A 16496-nucleotide genomic window follows, 5' to 3' on the forward strand; every position below is an offset into this window, starting at 1 on the left:
CGGCTCTCCCCCACGGCGTCGGTCGATGGCATCCACTCCCGCGGGCGGGACGATCTCGCGATAACCGGGAACGGCTGATCCGCGCCCGAGTGTAGGCGACGGTGGTGGGCACAGTCCACTACGGCACCCGGTCCGGCAAATCAACCCCCTTCCCTTCCGACGTTTCGGGTAAGTGACATTTCCAAATGGGTGACATAGCGGGTGACATTCGCCTGTTATCGTTCGCCGAGTGGGATCGGCGTTCGTCGATCGGGGAAGGCAGACGATCGTGACGTTCGAGCTCCGCGCGGACGCATCGGCGGGAGACCCGGACGCGCCCACCCCACACGCCGACGACGCTTCTGCGACAGCCGGGGCCCCCTCCGCAGCCGACGACGAGCCGCTTCCCGCGGCACCGCCCCGCGACCCCTGGCGCCGCAGATACCGGCGCAATCTCGTCCTGACCGACCTCGCCTCCCTGATCTGGGTGGTGTACGGGACGCAATTGTTGTGGTTCGGACTCGGCAACGCGCAGCTCGCGGCCGGCCGCGACAGCCGGATCAGCGATCTGTCGTACTGGGCGTTCTCGGCCATCCTCATCGTGACGTGGATGTGGGCGCTGGCTTTCGTCGAGTCGCGCAGCGACCGCGTGATCGGCACCGGCTCCGCCGAGTACGTGCGCATCGCCGACGCGAGCTTCCGCCTGTTCGGCGCCGTGGCGATCATCGCGTTCCTGACGCAGATCGACGTCGCCCGCGGGTACCTGCTCGTCAGTCTGCCGCTCGGCATCATCGTGCTCTTCTTCACGCGCTGGATGTGGCGCCAGTGGCTCGTCGTGCAGCGCTCGCGGGGCCGCTACTCGGCGAACGTGCTCCTGGTGGGGTCCCTGCACTCCGTCACACAGCTCGCCCGCGAGTTCGCGCGCACCCCGAGTGCCGGGTACCGCGTCGTGGGCGCCTGCGTGCCCAACGGGCGGATCGCCGACACCATCCCCGGGACCGCCATCCCGATCATGGGGCACGTGGGCGACGTCACCCGCGCCCTACAGGCCACGGGCGCCGACACCGTCGCCGTCACCAGCGCCGACGAGCTGCCCGCCGACAAGGTCAAGCAGATCTCCTGGAGCCTCGAGGCGGGCAGGCAGCACCTCGTGCTCGCGCCCAGCATCGTCGACATCGCCGGCCCCCGCCTGCATACCCGCCCCGTCGCGGGGCTGCCCCTCATCCACGTCGAGACGCCCAAGTTCTCGCGCGGTCAAAGCTTCCTCAAGCGCAGCGTCGACCTCCTCGCCGCCTCCGTCGGCGTCCTGCTACTCAGCCCGCTACTGGTGTTCCTGATGATCGCCGTGCGTCTCTCGAGCGAGGGGCCGGTGTTCTTCCGCCAGACGCGCGTCGGCTTCCGCGGACGCGAGTTCACCATGATCAAGTTCCGGTCGATGGTCGTCAACGCCGAGGACCTGCTCGCCCAGCTGGCCGCCCAGCGGCGCGACGCGGGCAACGAAGTGCTGTTCAAGATGAAGAACGACCCGCGCGTGACGCCCATCGGGCGCATCATGCGCAAGTACAGCCTCGACGAGCTGCCGCAGTTGTTCAACGTCCTCGGCGGATCGATGTCGCTGGTGGGTCCGCGGCCGCCGCTCCCCTCCGAGGTGGCCGTCTACGCCGACCACGTGCATCGGCGCTTCCTCGCCAAACCCGGGATCACCGGCCTCTGGCAGGTGAGCGGGCGCTCCTCCCTGTCGTGGGAGGAGTCGGTGCGGCTCGACCTGTCCTACGTGGAGAATTGGACCTTGCTGGGAGACTTCGTCATCCTCGGAAGGACAGCCCGCGCCGCCCTGGCGCCGGGCGAGACCGCTGCGTGACATCACTCGCTCTCGACTCGCCGTCGCGCTCGTGTACCTCCGGTGCGCGGCGCGACCGACCTGAAAGGCTCTTCCCGTGCGTCTATCTGTAGTGGGGTGCGGCTACCTGGGTGCCGTGCACGCCGCCGCCATGGCATCCATCGGTCACGACGTCGTCGGCATCGACATCGACGAGCGCAAGGTCGCCGCTCTGTCGAAGGGCGAGGCCCCCTTCTTCGAACCCGGCCTGCAGGAGATCCTCACCGAGGGCATCGCGTCGGGGCGCCTGTCGTTCACCACCGACATGTCGGCCGCCCAGGGCGCGAAGGTGCACTTCGTCGGCGTCGGCACGCCGCAGCAGGCCGGGGGGTACGCCGCCGACCTCACCTACGTCGACGCCGCCATCGACGGCCTCCTGCCGTTCCTGACCGAAGGCGACATCGTCGCGGGCAAGTCCACGGTCCCCGTCGGCACCGCCGTCCGACTGGCTCCGCGCGTCAGCGCGACCGGGGCGACGCTGGTGTGGAACCCCGAGTTCCTCCGCGAGGGCTGGGCCGTGCAGGACACCGTGGACCCCGACCGCCTCGTCGCCGGCGTCCCCAGCGACGACGGGTATCCCACCGCCGAGGGCGAGCGGGCCGCCGACATCCTGCGCGAGGTCTACCACCCCTCGGTCGAGAAGGGCACGCCCTTCATCGTCACCGACTACGCCACCGCCGAGCTGGTCAAGGTCTCAGCCAACGCCTTCCTGGCGACCAAGATCTCCTTCATCAACGCCATGGCCGAGATCGCCGAGGTCACCGGGGCCGACGTCACGACCCTCGCCGACGCGATCGGACACGACGCCCGCATCGGCCGCCGTTTCCTCGGCGCCGGCATCGGCTTCGGCGGCGGCTGCCTGCCCAAGGACATCCGCGCGTTCTCCGCCCGTGCCGAAGAGCTCGGCCGCGGTGAGTCCGTCGCCTTCCTGCGCGAGATCGACGCGATCAACCTCCGCCGGCGCGACCGCGCCGTCGACCTTGCCGTCGACGCGCTCGGCGGAACGGTGTTCAAGAAGAACATCACCGTCCTGGGGGCCGCGTTCAAGCCCCAGAGCGACGACATCCGCGACTCCCCCGCCCTCGACGTCGCCGTCCGCCTGCACGGCCTCGGCGCCTGGGTCACGATCACCGATCCCGCCGCGATCGAGAACGCCCGCCGTGTCCACCCCCAGCTGAACTACGTCGAGGACCGCGACGAGGCCCTGCGCGAAGCGGACGCGGTGATCGTCGTCACGGAGTGGGACGAGTATCGCCGCGAGCTCTCCCCCGAGCACGCCGCGACCCTCGCTCGCGGCCGCACCGTGATCGACGGCCGCAACTGCCTCGACGCCGCCTCCTGGCGCGCCGCCGGCTGGACCTACCACGGCATGGGTCGCCCCTGATCGTCCCCGCGGACGCCCCGGCCGCAGGGTCGGGGCGTCCGCGTGTTTCGCGATGAGACGTGACGAATCGCGCGCGGAACACGTCTGACCAGTGACGAGCCGTTGTCGCCCACCGGGGCGCGCACCGACCGGACGCTCGTCGGACTGGAGGATGCCATGCGCACCAAGCTCGTCCTGCTCGGCGCCGTCGCGCTGCTCGCCTACGTCGTCGGCACCCGCACGCCCCGCGTGCAGGTGAAGAACCGGGAGTCGGTCGGCCACCAGATCGTCCGCCTGTGGAACAACCCCGGCGCCCGCAAGCGCCGCCGCAAGACCGCCAAGAAGGCCGCAGCCGCCGCCGAGAAGCGCGCCAAGAAGACGTTCCGCGACCTCCGCGGGTGAGCCGTGTGCGGCGGGCCGCCGCGCGCTCCGTCCGATCGGCTGTGGACAACGTCCCTCCCATGACGTGCGCATGTCAGAATGCACATGTCACCAGAGGAGGACCGATGCAGCGGACGACGCGCGTGATCGAACCGGCCGACACCGACGGATCCGACCAAGACGACACCCTGAGCGGATTCGCGCCGCGCTGTGACGCCTGCTTGCTCACCGCCGAGCCGGCCGGGTCCGCGCGCGTGGCGTTCTGGCAGTGCCCGGGGTGCGCCCTGGCTCTTCTCTGAGAGCCCCCGACGGCTACGCTGACCCCGTGGTCGCCACCATCCTCATCTCGATCGCCGCCGTCGTCTCGGCGGTGCTGGTGGGGTTCGTCGCGCGGCGCGTTCTCGGCACCCCCGTAGGCTGGCCCCGCAGCATCGCCGTCGGCCTCCTCGTGTTCTTCCTCGGCGTGCCGTCGGTCGCGTGGACGCTCCGGCAGACGGGTTTCGACGGCTCCCGCGACGTGCCGGCCGAGGACGTCTGGCTCTGGCTGGGCTTGATCGTGCTGTCGTTGGCATGGGTCTTCGCCCTCGGGGTGGCAGCCCTCGTCGCCAGCGAGGCCGTCTTTCCCACCCGCCCCCTGCCGAACCCGATCGACGTCGTCCGCGCTGCCCTGCGTCAACGCAAGCGCACGCGCCGCTATCTCGAGATCCTGACGATCGCGTCGCGGCACGGCGTGGGCTGGCTGTTCCACGGCGGACGGGCTCGCGTCGAGGCCGAGCTGAGCACGTCGGAGGAACGGGCGCGCGCGATCGTGGCGACCATCAACGATGCCGGCGTCAGCTTCGTCAAGCTGGGGCAGGTGCTGTCCAGCCGACGGGATCTCGTCCCCGAGCCGTACCTCAGCGCCCTGGCCTCCCTGCAGACCAGCGCCGCCACCCTGCCCTGGGAGACCGTGCGCGCGGTCATCGAAGCCGACCTCGGCATCACCCTCTCGGAGGTGTTCGCAGAGGTCGATCCCGTGCCCCTCGCCGCCGCCTCGGTCGCGCAGGTGCACCGAGCGCGCCTGCTCGACGGCACGACCGTCGTGGTCAAGGTGCAGCGTCCGGCCGCCCGCGCGCAGGTCGAGGCGGATGCCGACATCATCGGCCGCTTGGCGCACCGCGCCGAGACGCACACCCGCGTCGGTCGCGACCTCCGCATCGAGTCGGTGGCCCGCGGCTTCACGGCCACCCTCCTGGAGGAGCTCGACTACCGCATCGAGGCGCGCAACACCCGGATGATCGGTGCCACGCTCGAGCTCATCGACCGCGCCGAGCCCGATCGGCGCGGGATGATCGCGGTGCCCGCGATCGTCGACGCGGCCTCCCACCAGCGTGTGCTGACGATGGGCCTCGTCGACGGCGACGCCCTCGGCGACTCGGCCGAGCGCCTCGCGGCGATGGATGCCGAGCAGCGCGACCGCCTCGCCCAGGTGCTGATGTCGACGGTGATCGAGCAGATCCTCGTCTATGGTGTATTCCACGCCGACCTGCACCCCGGCAATGTCCTGCTCACCGACGACGGCACGCTCGGCATGATCGACTTCGGTGCGGTCGGGATCATCGAGCGCAGTCGCCGCCAGCACATGACGGCGCTCCTGCTCGCGGCGCTCAGCGAGAACGACGTCGCCGCCGCCGACGCGCTGCTGCTCATCGTCGACGCCCCTGCCGACCTCGACGTCGACGCGTTCCGACACGACGTCGGGGTGGTCCTCACCACCGAGCACCTGCGCACGGGCGGCCAGGGCTCGATCTTCACGCGGATGCTCGACGTCATCCGGCAGCACCGCATCGCCCTGCCCGGCGAACTGGCCTCCGCCTTCCGCAGTTTCGCGACGCTCGAAGGGTGTCTGCGCGTCCTCGTCGACGACTTCGACATGGTCGGTCGGGCCCTCCCTCTCATGCCGACCCTCCTGCGTCGGACCGTCTCGATGAAACGCGTGGCCACCGACCTCCAGGCGCAGTCGGTGATCAACCTCGCGCGCCTGGAACAGATCCCGCGCCGGATCGACGCCCTGCTGACGGGGGCGGAGAAGGGTTCGATCGGCATCACGCTGCGCGGCGCGAACGGTGACGACCTCGGCGAGCTCCTCGGTCGGACCACCAACGACGTCGCCTCGACCCTCGTCGCCATCGCCGCCGTCGTCCTCGCGGTCGTGCTGGTGATCGCCGGTGGTGGGCCGGTGCTCGGCGGCTCGATCACGCTGTTCGGCGTGCTGGGGGCGGTGATCGGCCTCTTCGGATTCCTCGGACTGCTGCGCATCATCCGCAAGACCTTCGGCCGCCGTAGATGAAGGGCCGACGCCGTCCCACCGCCGCCGTTCCGGGTCGCCCCGGCCGCTCCGCCCCCGGGCGCTCCTCCCGACGCCGACCGTCGGTCGGCGCCGTCGTCGCGGCGGTGTACCTGCTCGCCCTCGCGGTGATCCTGCTCTGGCCCGAGCACCTCGACCGGCACGCGGGCGCCGTGTACCGCTTCTTCTTCCGCCTTTTCCCCGGGGCTGGCGCCGACTCCGCCGACGTCGTGATCAATGTGCTGCTGTTCCTCCCCTTCGGAGCCCTCCTCGCCCCGCTGTCGACGCGCCGACCATGGGCGGCCCTCGCCGTCGCGATGGGCGTGCCCACGCTGGTCGAACTGACCCAGGCGGTCTTCCTCCCCGGTCGCACCGCCAGCGTGCTCGATGTGATCGCCAACGGCACGGGCGCGATCGCCGGAGCCGTGGCGGTCGCGCTCTGGCGCCGCCGCTCGAGCGCGCGTCAGAGGGTCAGCGGGGGCTGAGCTCGCCCGCCCCACCCCGGTGCGCGCTGGCGCGTGCCGCGGCAGTGGACGCGCCCGTGAACCCGGGCTCGAGCGGGGCACCGGCGTCGGCGAGTTCTCGACCGAGGCGGCATGCGAGCGCGCGCGCATCGACGAGGGGGAGTGCGAGCGACACCCCCGCGCCCGACTCGATCGAGATCCACGTCTCGGTGTCGCCTCGGCGGCGCAGCACACCAATCTCGAGGTCGGTGATCTCGCCGCCGCCGCGAGAGGCGCCGTCTCGCACGCGCGCGGCGAAGCCCGAGCCCGCACTGCGGTGGTCCTCGTCGTCGGGGTGGACCGTTCGGCCGTGGTCCGTGACGCACCACGCGTACGCGCACCGCACCCGCTCGCGCTCGTCGGGGGAGTTCGCCGATTTCATGCCAGACACCTTCCTCGCGGAGTCGCGGGCATCGCCGACGACTCGTAAAACGGTGGGCACACGATCAGTTGATCACCAACCTCCGACATCACTGTCAGCGACTGGGTGGCAGCCCTTTCGGCGGCGTGGGGATGAGACGGTCGAGGGGGACGTCGAGCACCTCCGAGAGCGCGACGAGGGTGCGCAGGCGCGGATTGGCCGCCGTGCCGGGGTTCGACTCGCCCTTCTCCAGCTTCCGGTAGGTGAAGGTGGCGAGGCCGGCCGCATGAGCGACCTGCTCCTGGGACATCTTCTTCTCCGCGCGGGCGCGCAGCATCCGCACACCGAGCTCTCGGGCGAATTCGGTCCAGGGATCGGGAGCATCGCTCATCCGTCCAGCTTGGTCGGCGGGTCAATCTCACATGAACATGTAAACATTCCGTACTTGGTGACCGTCACCTCATCGAGGGTGAATTCTGCCACCCGATCGTCGTGGGCGCGACGCTTCGGGACCGGGACTCCCACGCAGCGGATGCCGGCTCCTCGCGCGCGAGGATGCGTGCGACGGGTGACAGAACGGGTGAGATGTCGGTGAAGAAGGGGATGAAAGATTGCCGCCGGCCGGGGGTCGCTCCGCGATACCGGTCAGGATCGTGGATAGGCGACCGGTCTTGCGCCGGGCCGTGTCCGACCTCGCGACGACAGACGAGTGACGAGACCACCCTTCCCCTCCGGAGGCACCATGCTCATCGACGCGGATCCCCCTCGACGCGGCCCCCGTCCCCAGCGCCGATCCAGTCGCTACTGGGCCCCTCGCACCGGTTCCCTCACCGCGCTGGACGAGTCGCTGACGAGTGACGTGGTCCTCGTGCGAGGACCTTCCGGCGTCGGCAAGACGGCACTGCTTCGTCAGTGGGCGTCCGAGCTCGACCTCGACCCCGGCCACGGCGTCCGTCTCGTCGACGGCGGGCGGGTCGACGCCGACGAGCTGGAGCGCGTCCGCGCCGAGTTCTCGGACGGGCCGAGCTCGCACGTCCTGCTCGTCGACGACTTCGTCGAGCGTCCGGGGTTGACCGGCGACGATCTCCTCGCCCTGCTGCACGAGGACGCGGCGCTGCGTCTCGTGGTCGCCACCCGGTGCGCGACGACGCTGGAGAGCCCGCGAGCCGCACTCGACTTCGACGTGCACGTCGTCCCACCCTCGCACCTGCTGATGACGCGCGACGATGTCGCCCGCGTGCTGGCCCTCAACGGCGTGGATGCCACGGGCGTCGGGATCGAGTCCCTGGCCCAGCGCACCTACGGGTGGCCGGCCCTGATCCACCTCGCGAGCGTTCGATTGCGCCTCGAGCAGATGCCGCTGCGCACCCGGGAGGAGGCGGAGACGGTGGCAGACGACGCGATCACGGCCCTGACCGCCACGATGGAGAGCCGGTTGCCGATCGAGGTGACCGACACGCTGCGGATCCTCGCCGTCGCGCCGCACCTGAACCCGGGGATCATCGACGCGCTCGGGGTCCCCGCACCGACGAACACGGAAGACCTCCTGCTGCTGCTGCAGGAGGCGGGGCTCGTGTGGCCGAACTCCACCCGGTCGACGCTGGCGGAACCGATCCGCGAACGCTGGTTGCGCGCGATCGAACAGGGTGACCCCCGCCGCGTGCTGCGGGCGCGTCATCACCTGCTGGATCACCTGGCCGCGGGACACGACCCGCTCCTCGCCGCGCGCCTCGCTGCCGATCTACGACAGCACACGGCGCTCACCCGGATCCTGCGATCCGCGAGTCCGGAGATCTGGGCACGGGATGCGAACGCCTTCCGACGCTTCGTGCAGGTCCTGCGGGCGCTGCCGCCGTCACCTCCGATGCTCGAGGTGCTCCTCGCCCTCGATCCGAGCGCGGCGACCTCGTCCGACACTCCCACCCTGGCCGCGACTCTGCTGGAGAAGATGTCGGGGTCCCGCGGCGGAGTCGATGCCCTCGCTCTCCGCGCGAGCCTGCAGAGGGCGGCGGGCCGGTTCGCCCTGGCTTCGGAGACCTCGGGCCACCTGGTGGAAGCCCTCCGCCACTCCCGCTCCCCCTCCCCGGAGAGCGCGGGCGAGGGGTGGTACCAGGCCGGGATGACGTCCCTGGCGATGGGCGCCCTGCGCGACGCGCGATCGGAGCTGGAGCACTCGGCGCAGACCGCCCCGCCCGCACGGCGTCTACGCGCCCACGGCGTCCTCGCGCTCCTGGATCTCATCGAGGGCGACGTCGCCGCCGCGCGCGTCGCTGTACAAGCGGGTCGCGCCGACGAATGGTTCCGCTCCCCCTGGGGAGAGCCGATGCGCCTGGCCGATGCCTGGCTGCTCCTCGAAACCGGCGACGCGAGGGCCGCACGTGCGCTCCTCGACGACCTCACCGCCACGGAGGGCGCCCGCGAGCTCTGGCCTCTCGCGGCCGCCGCGCACGCCCTCTCAGCCCTGCTCTGCGGCGACGCGCCCGACGCCGCGGGTCTGCTCCGCTGCTGGAGCACCCGCGGACGCAGCACCCCCGCGCCGCATTTCCTGTCGACCCAGCTGCTGTTCGCGCGCGCCAAGGTCCTCATCGCGCTCCGCCAGGCCCGCAAGGCGGCCGCTCTGTTCGAGGGGGCCTTCGCGCTCGCTCCCGCCACGGCGCCCGCCATCGCGTTGTCGCAGCTGTACGCCGGCCACCCCCATGAGGCCTTCGTCGTGAGCATGAAGTGGGGCCTGCACAACGAGCCGTCGCCCCGCACCGCCCTCGACAACCTCGTCGTGAGCCTCGTCGCCGATGCCCGTCTGCACGGGTACGTCACGCAGATCACCACCGCTCAGAGGGCCGAGGCGATGAGTCAGCGGCACGACCTGTGGACACCCTGGGGCATGGTCTCCCCCGAGGACCGGCCGCTCGTCTTCGAGGCCCTCTCCCCGCGATCGCGGGAGCTCATCGCGGCACGGCCGTCCCTCTTCGACACGTCCGTGAGCGTTCCCCAGCTCACCCGGCGGGAGCAGATCGTGCTCGCCCGGCTGACACCGAGCTCCACCGTCTCCGAAATCGCCACGGCGCTGGTGGTCTCGCCCAACACCGTCAAAACGCAGCTGCGCAGCCTCTATCGCAAATTGCGGGTCACCGATCGCGTGAGCGCGATCCGTGCGGCGCACGCGTGGGGACTCGTCGAGGAGGACGCGGAGATGTGAGGACGCGGGCACGCCGTCGCCGGGCGAACACCGACCCGGCCACGCGCGCGATCGCGATCACCACGACGATCGTGATGACGCCCGGAACTGTGAGCGGGACTCCCGCTCCACGCAGCACCGCGAGGATCACCGCCACGGCGACCACGGGCAGGAGTCCGCTGATGATCCTGCGCGCACGCGTCATGTCGTCCGAGCGGAGGACGCGTGCACGGGTGCCCCCGGGGCGGTGTCGAGCTGCTCGGACCGGATGACGCGTTCGTCGATGGCGACCTGGAACCCCAGGACGCCGAACCACACGATTGCAAGAGTGGCCGCGGTGAACTCGAGGTTGCCGCCGAGCACCGTGTCCGCGCGCCCCAGCGCGATCATCGCGCCGGTGAACGACGTCACCGCGACGGCGATCAGCGTCGCCGCGCTGGTCGCGCGCATCCAGGGACGCGCACGGATGGCGGCGACCTGCCCCATCGCGACGAGGGCGAGCACGAAGCCCAGGACGGCGAAGCAGATGTGGACGAGGTCCTGGGGGAGCGCCCCGGGTGTGAAGGGGACGGGGCAGCCGGGCGAGCAGGTGACAGCCGACGCCACGCCGAAGCAGAGCCCGCACAGCAGCAGCGTCGTGGCCACCGGCCAGCCGACGACGTAGCGGGAGCGTCCCGCGACCATCGCGCGGTCCACGACGACGGCCGCGAAGGCGAGCAGGAACAGGGCGAGGTTGAAGACCGGGGCCGTCGGTGCGCCGGTCGATCCCAGCTGACTGACGTAGTGGACGCTCGGATCCCACAAGCGGCAGATCCAGATGAGGCCGGCGCTGGTGAGCGCCGCGAGCCCGCCGACGACAGCCCACCGCGATGCCCGGGATGCCGCGGGCGTCGCGCGCGGGAGGGCGCGCACCTCGTCGTCGTCTGTCATCGCGGTCTCCTGGATCGGGCTCGGCCACCCTACCGCCTCGACCCCCGCGGGCTTCACCCGCGGGTGATGCACTCACGTGACGTGGGTGAATTCTCCCGGGTTCTGGCCTCTCCGTCACCGGTGTGCCCCGATGCTGGGTCCGCGGGTGGAGCCGGCGTCGCCTGCGAGCCGGGGGGCCGTACCGATCGACGCCCGGCTCCACCCGTGTCTCTCGAGGCGGCCGGTTGTGAACCTCCCGCGAACCCGCGGTCCCGGGATGTGGCGTGAGGTTGAATCGAGAGGCGCCCACCCGAGGAGGACCATCGTGACCGAGCCCCACGACGACGACGACGTCACCCGCGACGACTCCCTCGATCCCGGAGCGTCCCGCTCCGGTTCCGACTCGCCGCTCGACGATCTGCTGCGTTCGGCGGAGGCCGGGGACGATCTCCACGCTGTCTTCCCCATCGGCTTCCGCGGTTACGACCGCGATGCGGTCGACGCCGCCGTCCGAGAACTCGGTGAGCGCGTGCGCCGCGCCACGGCCGACGTCGAAGAGGCGAAGCGCCGCGCCGAGGCGATGTTCGCCCAGCAGCGCGCGGAGCACGACGAAGAACTCGAAGAGGCCGCACGCCGGCACGCCGAGGAGAACGGCTCCCTGCAGGAGCAGCTGCGGGAGGCGTCCGCACGCGCCGCCGAGGCGGAGACCCAGGTGTCGGCGTTGTCGAACGATTTCGCCGCCCGTCGCGGTGACGACGCCGATCCGCAGCAGGATCGCCAGCAGTTCGATGCCATCCTCCGCGTCGCCGAGGAGCAGGCCTCGGTGCTCGTGCAGAACGCCGTGGCGCAGGCCGATCGGCTCCTGGCCGCGGCGCAGGACGAGGCGGCAGCGGTGCGCGAAGAAGCCGTCGCGGAGCAGGCGCGGCTGCGGTCCGAGGCGCAGCACGACGCCGATCAGGTGCGACTGCGCATCGAGACCGAGTCCACGGCGCACGCCGCCGCCTCGAGCGCGAGGCCGCCCACGCGGCCGAACGGGTCGCGCAGGCGTCACGCGAAGCCGACGCGATCCGCACGGAGGCCGAGAAGGGCGCAGCGGCGCTGCGCTCGATGGTGTCGCGCGAGACCGGCGAGCTGCGGGCGAAGGCGGAGCGCGACGTACGCGAGATGACCGCGCGCGTTCTGGAGTTCGAGGAGTCGCTCACCCGACGCCAGGACGAAGCGCAGCAGGAGTTCCTCGTGCTGCACAACCAGGCCGTCGCTCACGCCGAGCGCATCACCTCCGACGCGAGCGAGCAGGTGGAGGCCGCCCTCGCGCACGCGCGCCGCATCAGCGCCCGCGCCGACGACTACGAACGCCTCGCGCGGGCGCAGGCTCAGCAGGTCGAAGCCGACGCGCAGGTGCGCGCCCGCGAGATCCTCGACGATTCGCGCGACAAGGCGCAGCGGATCGCCGACACCATCACCTCGCACGCCTCGGGCGTGCTGCGCGACGCCGAGGACCGCACCCGCGATCTGCGCTGGCAGCAGCAGCAGCTCGGCAGCTTCATGTCCGAGATGAACGAACTGCTGCGCGCCGCACCCCGCGGAGCCCGGACGGAGCACGTCGCGGACGGAGACGACGCCGAGGACGCTCCCAACGCCGAGGTCGACGCAGACGAAGCCGCCTTCGAGGAGCACTCGGGCGTCGACGAACGCGAATGAGCGGCCCCCTGCCCGAGCCGGCGGCTACCGTGGACGGATGAGAAGCGTCCCCCTCGGTTCCACTGGCTTGTCCGTCCCCAATGTCATCGCCGGAATGATGCGCATCGATGGTAAGAGCGACGCGGAGGTGCGCGACCTCTACGAGGCCGCACGCGGGGCCGGCATCGATTTCTTCGATCACGCCGACATCTACGCACGTTCCCTGCACTCCGCGGAAGAGCGTTTCGCGCAGGCCCTGCGGCTCTCCCCCTCCGAGCGCTCCGAGATCCGCCTGCAGACGAAGGCGGGCATCGTCCGCGAAGGCCCCTTCTTCGACTTCTCGTTCGATCACCTGGTGTCATCGGTCGAGGCATCGCTGCGGGCCCTGCGGACCGACTATGTCGACGTCCTGCTGCTGCACCGCCCCGATGCCCTCGTCGAGCCCGACGAGGTCGCCCGGGCGTTCGATCATCTCGAGAGCAGTGGCAAAGTGCGCGCGTTCGGGGTGTCCAATCACACGCCACGGCAGATCGATCTGCTGCGCACCCGCGTGCGTCAGCCCATCGTCGCGAATCAGGTGCAGCTGTCGATCGCGCACGCCCCGCTGGCCATGCAGGGCGTGGCCGCCAACATGGAGTCGGCCGCGCAATCGGTGGTGCGTGACGGCGGCGGCCTCGTGGAGTACTGCCGCATCGAGGGCATCACCCTCCAGGCCTGGTCGCCGCTTCAGGGAACGCGCGGCGACGGCGGCGTCTTCATCGACCACCCCGACTACCCCGAGCTCAACGAGCTGCTGCGCGAGCTCGCCGAGTCCTACGCCGTGACGCCGCTGGCGGTCGCCGTCGCCTGGATCACGCGGCATCCGGCCGACATGCAGGTGGTGCTCGGTACGACGACGCCGTCGCGGGTGACCGAGGCGGCCGCGGGGTCCGACCTGCGCCTCACCCGTTCGGAGTGGTACGCACTGGTGCGCGCGGCCGGCTACCTCGTGCCCTGACCTCAGTCTCCGCGGGGCCGGCGACGACCGCGGGTGATGACGAAGATCCCGCCGACGACCACGATCGCGGCGGCGATGAGGGGGATCAGCACGAACGCGAAGCGCCCGGCCTCGGCCTCGGGGTCGGGCTCCACTTCCGGTGTGGCCTCGTCCGTCGGCGTCGAGGCTGCGGCGGCGTCGTCAGCGGCGAGAGTGGTGGTGTGGCCGATGGACAGCGTGGCCGGGCTCGCGGACAGCTCGGGGGCCGCGGTCGCGGACGCCGGTGCCGCGCCGGAAACGATCGCGAGAGTCAGCGCGGTCACGACCGGCAGAGAAGTTCTGGTGCGCACGGGCATCCCTTCGTCGGTCCGGCCACGGTAACCACGCAGGGAGGCGATCGCCCGACGGTAGACGGCCGGCGCTCGACGCGATATGGCCGACGCTTGCACCGTCGCTAGGCTGGAACGATCGCGGCAGGAGAATCGGCATGAGACGAGAGACGAGGCGTCCCTACGGCGCGATCGTGAGCGCGGTCGCGGCTCTCACGTGCGCGGCCCCGACCCTCGTCCTCCCGGCCGACTCCCCCATCGCACCCAAACTCGCGTTCGCGGCCGTGGGGGCGGTGCTGTTCGGCATCGCCGTCGTGCGTACCCGGAGTGAGGGCACCCCGCCCGGCGATCACGACGAGACCGGCGACGGCGGGCGGTGACCCGGGCCCTGACGCCGGGGAGCCTCAGCGAGAGGCGAGAACGGGCAGAGCCTCGGCGGGGATGATCGAGATCGGCTCGGTGGGAACGTCCCACGATGCGACGGTGTCCATGTCTGTCTTCCTGTAGGACGGTTCAACGAAGAAGCGAAGTGCGCGCCCACGCGATCCACGCGCTCAGTCCGGTGCGCCCTGGGCGCAGGTTCGGGGTGCCGAGTGCCCGACGGGCATCGCCCTGATCGTCGAAGACACCGACTTGCCGGGCGTGGTCGTCGAAGAGGACGTACGTCGCGGCGGATCGCCGGTCGATGTACCCGGCGAAGGCACCGGCGCGCGTGGCGACGATGAGGTCGTCGTCGATCCGGGACCAGACGATGTCGGGGACGAGCGGTGATCGTCCGGCCCGCGCGGTGGTCACGCGGCGCGGACGAGGGGGCGACCGGCCTTCGCGGCCGGCGCAGCGGCTCGGGCGGGAGCCCGGGGTGCGACCGGCTCGTCGACCGGAACGTCGAGGCTCAATCCGCGCGAGGAGTTCGCGTCGTTCGCGAGGCGCTTGAGCAGGTTCTGATCGAGAGCCTCGGGCTGCTCGGAGTCGAAGACGAAGCGCAGTGGGATCGAGGGCTGAAGCCAGATGGTGGAGCGCCCGACGGGCTCGTCGGGTCCGTGCACCCAGGAGAGGGTGAAGCTTTCGCCGCGACGGAGCTTGGTCGCCACGACGACCTTCACGTGCGCCAGCATGCGGTCGTCGATCGTGATGGGCTCGGGCGTGGTGCCGTAGAAGAGCTTCGCCATGATGTGTCCCTCTCTGCTCGTTGCTTGTTTTCTAACTTACTAGGTAGACTAGCGAATAGGCAAGCGAGATATTAGGAGCGTCGATGACCGCCGAAAGCACCTCGCCCCCGTCCTACTGGTACAGCGAGAGCACCGAGGACGAACGCGGGGCACGCATCATGGAGGCGATGCGCGCGTACCGCGCCGCCGAGATGACGATGCGCCGGCGCACCCAGGACTCGATGGCGATGGGCGAGAACGAGCTCCTTGTCTTGCGGTACCTCACCCGTGCGACGGGGACCGGGCGTGAGGTCACCCCGATCGATCTCGCCCGCCACCTCGGCGTCTCCACCGCGTCGATGACGGCCCTCCTCGACCGCCTCGAGCGCTCGGGGCACTTGCGCCGAGACCCTCACCCCACCGACAGACGCAAGGTCGTCGTCTCCACCACCGACCACGCCGACGACGAGATGCGCGAGACCCTCGCCGCCATGCACGCGCGCATGATGCAGGCCACGCGCGGGATGAGCGAGAGCGAGACCGTCGCGGTGACGTCCTTCCTGCAGCGCATGCGCTGCGCCGTCGCCGAGATCTGCGACGTCGAGGAACGGCGTTGCTGCCCCCGCGCTGCGGCGCTGTCGGCCACGACCTCTGGCGCGACCGACCAGATCCCCCCGGCCGCCGCGTGAGGGCCGTCGTCACCGTCGACATCGCGCTGACGGTCTCCGTCGACGCCGAGGTGGTCCTCTCCGTCGTCCCGGCGACCGGGTGGGCCACGGAGGAGAGGCTCGACCTCGCCGTCGACGGACACCACATCGTCCCCGTCGAGCGCGTCGATGCGCACGGCACGCGTCTGCATCGTGCTGTCCTCCCGGCCGGCGCGGCATCCCTCGTCTACCGCGCCGAGGTGTCCCCGCCCGCCGCACCCGCCGCCTCGGACGATCTCGACCCCGTGCGATACCTCCGGCCGAGCCGCTACGTCCCGTCCGACCTGCTGGGAGACGAGGCGTCGGCGTTCGTCGGGCTCCCGCCGCGCGAGATCGTCGCTCTCGTGCCGCGCGAGGTCGCCGCGCGCCTCGCGTACGCGCCGGGTTCGAGCGGACCCACCGACTCCGCCCTCGACACCCTCCGCGCGGGGGCGGGCGTCTGCCGCGACTTCGCGCACGTCACCATCGCGCTGCTGCGGGCGAGCGGGGTACCGGCCCGGCTCGTCTCCGCTTTCGCGCCGGGGCTGGACCCGATGGATTTCCATGCCGTCGTCGAGGCGTTCGTGGAGGGTCGGTGGGAGGTCGTGGATGCCACCCGCCTGGCGCCTCGAGCCCATCTGGTGCGTATCGCGACGGGACGCGACGCCGCCGACACGGCCTTCCTCACCACGATCTCCGGCGCCGTCGCACTCGACTCCGTCGAGGTCACCGCCGTCGTGCGCGGCGACCTGCAGGTCGACGACCCGGAGAGCGCGGTCCTGCTGCGCTGATCCCCCGTGC

At 71.1% G+C, this 16496-nt stretch carries 19 protein-coding genes; 13 read left to right on the forward strand and 6 right to left on the reverse strand.

The window, feature by feature from the left end; translation table 11 throughout:
• Positions 1–268 precede the first annotated feature (268 nt).
• The 6 genes from Q9R20_RS03350 (at position 269) to Q9R20_RS03375 (ending at position 6413) form a co-directional block, all read left to right on the forward strand.
• A complete protein-coding gene (locus Q9R20_RS03350; protein ID WP_396653653.1) occupies positions 269–1840 on the forward strand; it encodes a sugar transferase in 1572 nt (523 codons plus the stop codon).
• A 76-nt stretch (positions 1841–1916) separates the two neighbouring features.
• Positions 1917–3242, forward strand: a complete 1326-nt coding sequence (locus tag Q9R20_RS03355) for a UDP-glucose/GDP-mannose dehydrogenase family protein (protein WP_311248002.1) — start codon at positions 1917–1919, stop codon at positions 3240–3242.
• Between the two features lie 156 nt (positions 3243–3398).
• Positions 3399–3623 carry a hypothetical protein gene (locus Q9R20_RS03360; protein ID WP_311248003.1) on the forward strand — a complete coding sequence of 75 codons (225 nt, stop codon included), beginning with the start codon at positions 3399–3401 and terminating at the stop codon, positions 3621–3623.
• A 104-nt stretch (positions 3624–3727) separates the two neighbouring features.
• Positions 3728–3901, forward strand: coding sequence for a hypothetical protein (locus tag Q9R20_RS03365; RefSeq protein ID WP_311248004.1), 174 nt, complete (start codon positions 3728–3730; stop codon positions 3899–3901).
• A gap of 26 nt (positions 3902–3927) precedes the next feature.
• Positions 3928–5931 (forward strand): AarF/UbiB family protein, encoded by a 2004-nt coding sequence (locus Q9R20_RS03370; protein WP_311248005.1) that lies wholly within the window; start codon positions 3928–3930, stop codon positions 5929–5931.
• Positions 5928–6413 carry a VanZ family protein gene (locus Q9R20_RS03375; RefSeq protein WP_311248006.1) on the forward strand — a complete coding sequence of 162 codons (486 nt, stop codon included), beginning with the start codon at positions 5928–5930 and terminating at the stop codon, positions 6411–6413. The genes Q9R20_RS03370 and Q9R20_RS03375 overlap by 4 nt, the downstream gene beginning before the upstream one ends.
• Here Q9R20_RS03375 and Q9R20_RS03380 read toward each other — a convergent pair.
• Both Q9R20_RS03380 and Q9R20_RS03385 read right to left on the reverse strand, forming a co-directional pair.
• Positions 6400–6813: a hypothetical protein gene (locus Q9R20_RS03380; protein WP_311248007.1), complete on the reverse strand. Its 414-nt coding sequence runs from the start codon at positions 6811–6813 to the stop codon at positions 6400–6402. The two genes, Q9R20_RS03375 and Q9R20_RS03380, sit on opposite strands and share 14 nt — an antisense overlap.
• A gap of 94 nt (positions 6814–6907) precedes the next feature.
• The gene (locus Q9R20_RS03385) at positions 6908–7183 is read right to left on the reverse strand and encodes a helix-turn-helix transcriptional regulator (protein ID WP_311248008.1); all 276 of its coding nucleotides are present in this window, start codon (positions 7181–7183) and stop codon (positions 6908–6910) included.
• Positions 7184–7660: 477 nt separating this feature from the next.
• On the opposite strand from Q9R20_RS03385, the gene Q9R20_RS03390 reads away from it, so the two are divergent.
• A complete protein-coding gene (locus tag Q9R20_RS03390; RefSeq protein ID WP_311248009.1) occupies positions 7661–9988 on the forward strand; it encodes a helix-turn-helix domain-containing protein in 2328 nt (775 codons plus the stop codon).
• A 180-nt stretch (positions 9989–10168) separates the two neighbouring features.
• Here Q9R20_RS03390 and Q9R20_RS03395 read toward each other — a convergent pair whose 3' ends face one another.
• Positions 10169–10897: a DUF998 domain-containing protein gene (locus tag Q9R20_RS03395; protein ID WP_311248010.1), complete on the reverse strand. Its 729-nt coding sequence runs from the start codon at positions 10895–10897 to the stop codon at positions 10169–10171.
• A gap of 304 nt (positions 10898–11201) precedes the next feature.
• Here Q9R20_RS03395 and Q9R20_RS03400 point away from each other — a divergent pair, with 304 nt between their 5' ends.
• From Q9R20_RS03400 to Q9R20_RS03410, 3 genes are read left to right on the forward strand one after another with little or no spacing between them, the layout of a single operon-like run.
• On the forward strand, positions 11202–12044 hold the full coding sequence (locus tag Q9R20_RS03400; protein WP_311248011.1) for a hypothetical protein: 843 nt from the start codon (positions 11202–11204) through the stop codon (positions 12042–12044).
• Complete coding sequence (locus tag Q9R20_RS03405; RefSeq protein ID WP_311248012.1) at positions 12041–12577, forward strand: hypothetical protein; 537 nt, start codon at positions 12041–12043, stop codon at positions 12575–12577. The genes Q9R20_RS03400 and Q9R20_RS03405 overlap by 4 nt, the downstream gene beginning before the upstream one ends.
• Positions 12578–12614: 37 nt before the next feature.
• On the forward strand, positions 12615–13553 hold the full coding sequence (locus tag Q9R20_RS03410; protein WP_311248013.1) for an aldo/keto reductase: 939 nt from the start codon (positions 12615–12617) through the stop codon (positions 13551–13553).
• 2 nt (positions 13554–13555) lie between these two features.
• Here the strand turns inward: Q9R20_RS03410 and Q9R20_RS03415 are convergent, their stop codons facing one another.
• On the reverse strand, positions 13556–13882 hold the full coding sequence (locus Q9R20_RS03415) for a hypothetical protein (RefSeq protein ID WP_311248014.1): 327 nt from the start codon (positions 13880–13882) through the stop codon (positions 13556–13558).
• A 137-nt stretch (positions 13883–14019) separates the two neighbouring features.
• Between Q9R20_RS03415 and Q9R20_RS03420 the strand changes: the two genes are divergently transcribed.
• Positions 14020–14241, forward strand: a complete 222-nt coding sequence (locus tag Q9R20_RS03420; RefSeq protein ID WP_311248015.1) for a hypothetical protein — start codon at positions 14020–14022, stop codon at positions 14239–14241.
• Positions 14242–14374: 133 nt separating this feature from the next.
• Here Q9R20_RS03420 and Q9R20_RS03425 read toward each other — a convergent pair whose 3' ends face one another.
• Both Q9R20_RS03425 and Q9R20_RS03430 read right to left on the reverse strand, forming a co-directional pair.
• Positions 14375–14656 (reverse strand): hypothetical protein, encoded by a 282-nt coding sequence (locus Q9R20_RS03425; protein WP_311248016.1) that lies wholly within the window; start codon positions 14654–14656, stop codon positions 14375–14377.
• Positions 14653–15030 (reverse strand): hypothetical protein, encoded by a 378-nt coding sequence (locus tag Q9R20_RS03430; RefSeq protein WP_311248017.1) that lies wholly within the window; start codon positions 15028–15030, stop codon positions 14653–14655. Before Q9R20_RS03430 ends, Q9R20_RS03425 begins: the two co-directional genes overlap by 4 nt.
• 83 nt (positions 15031–15113) lie before the next feature.
• Between Q9R20_RS03430 and Q9R20_RS03435 the strand changes: the two genes are divergently transcribed.
• Together Q9R20_RS03435 and Q9R20_RS03440 are read left to right on the forward strand one after the other, a co-directional pair.
• On the forward strand, positions 15114–15698 hold the full coding sequence (locus Q9R20_RS03435) for a MarR family transcriptional regulator (protein ID WP_311248018.1): 585 nt from the start codon (positions 15114–15116) through the stop codon (positions 15696–15698).
• Entirely contained in the window at positions 15695–16486 is a 792-nt protein-coding gene (locus Q9R20_RS03440) for a transglutaminase family protein (RefSeq protein WP_311248019.1), read from the forward strand. Before Q9R20_RS03435 ends, Q9R20_RS03440 begins: the two co-directional genes overlap by 4 nt.
• The last annotated feature ends 10 nt before the right edge of the window (positions 16487–16496 follow it).

The organism is Microbacterium sp. PRF11 (assembly GCF_031844085.1).
Classification (GTDB): domain Bacteria; phylum Actinomycetota; class Actinomycetes; order Actinomycetales; family Microbacteriaceae; genus Microbacterium.

Excerpts from the sequence above, each read along its gene's own strand:
- Q9R20_RS03360 (WP_311248003.1), top strand. The coding sequence starts at position 3,399 with ATGCGCACCAAGCTCGTCCTGCTCGGCGCCGTCGCGCTGCTCGCCTAC.
- Q9R20_RS03380 (WP_311248007.1), bottom strand. The coding sequence starts at position 6,813 with ATGAAATCGGCGAACTCCCCCGACGAGCGCGAGCGGGTGCGGTGCGCG.
- Q9R20_RS03435 (WP_311248018.1), top strand. The coding sequence starts at position 15,114 with ATGACCGCCGAAAGCACCTCGCCCCCGTCCTACTGGTACAGCGAGAGC.
- Q9R20_RS03375 (WP_311248006.1), top strand. The coding sequence starts at position 5,928 with ATGAAGGGCCGACGCCGTCCCACCGCCGCCGTTCCGGGTCGCCCCGGC.
- Q9R20_RS03385 (WP_311248008.1), bottom strand. The coding sequence starts at position 7,183 with ATGAGCGATGCTCCCGATCCCTGGACCGAATTCGCCCGAGAGCTCGGT.
- Q9R20_RS03410 (WP_311248013.1), top strand. The coding sequence starts at position 12,615 with ATGAGAAGCGTCCCCCTCGGTTCCACTGGCTTGTCCGTCCCCAATGTC.
- Q9R20_RS03405 (WP_311248012.1), top strand. The coding sequence starts at position 12,041 with ATGACCGCGCGCGTTCTGGAGTTCGAGGAGTCGCTCACCCGACGCCAG.
- Q9R20_RS03430 (WP_311248017.1), bottom strand. The coding sequence starts at position 15,030 with ATGGCGAAGCTCTTCTACGGCACCACGCCCGAGCCCATCACGATCGAC.
- Q9R20_RS03365 (WP_311248004.1), top strand. The coding sequence starts at position 3,728 with ATGCAGCGGACGACGCGCGTGATCGAACCGGCCGACACCGACGGATCC.
- Q9R20_RS03395 (WP_311248010.1), bottom strand. The coding sequence starts at position 10,897 with ATGACAGACGACGACGAGGTGCGCGCCCTCCCGCGCGCGACGCCCGCG.
- Q9R20_RS03420 (WP_311248015.1), top strand. The coding sequence starts at position 14,020 with ATGAGACGAGAGACGAGGCGTCCCTACGGCGCGATCGTGAGCGCGGTC.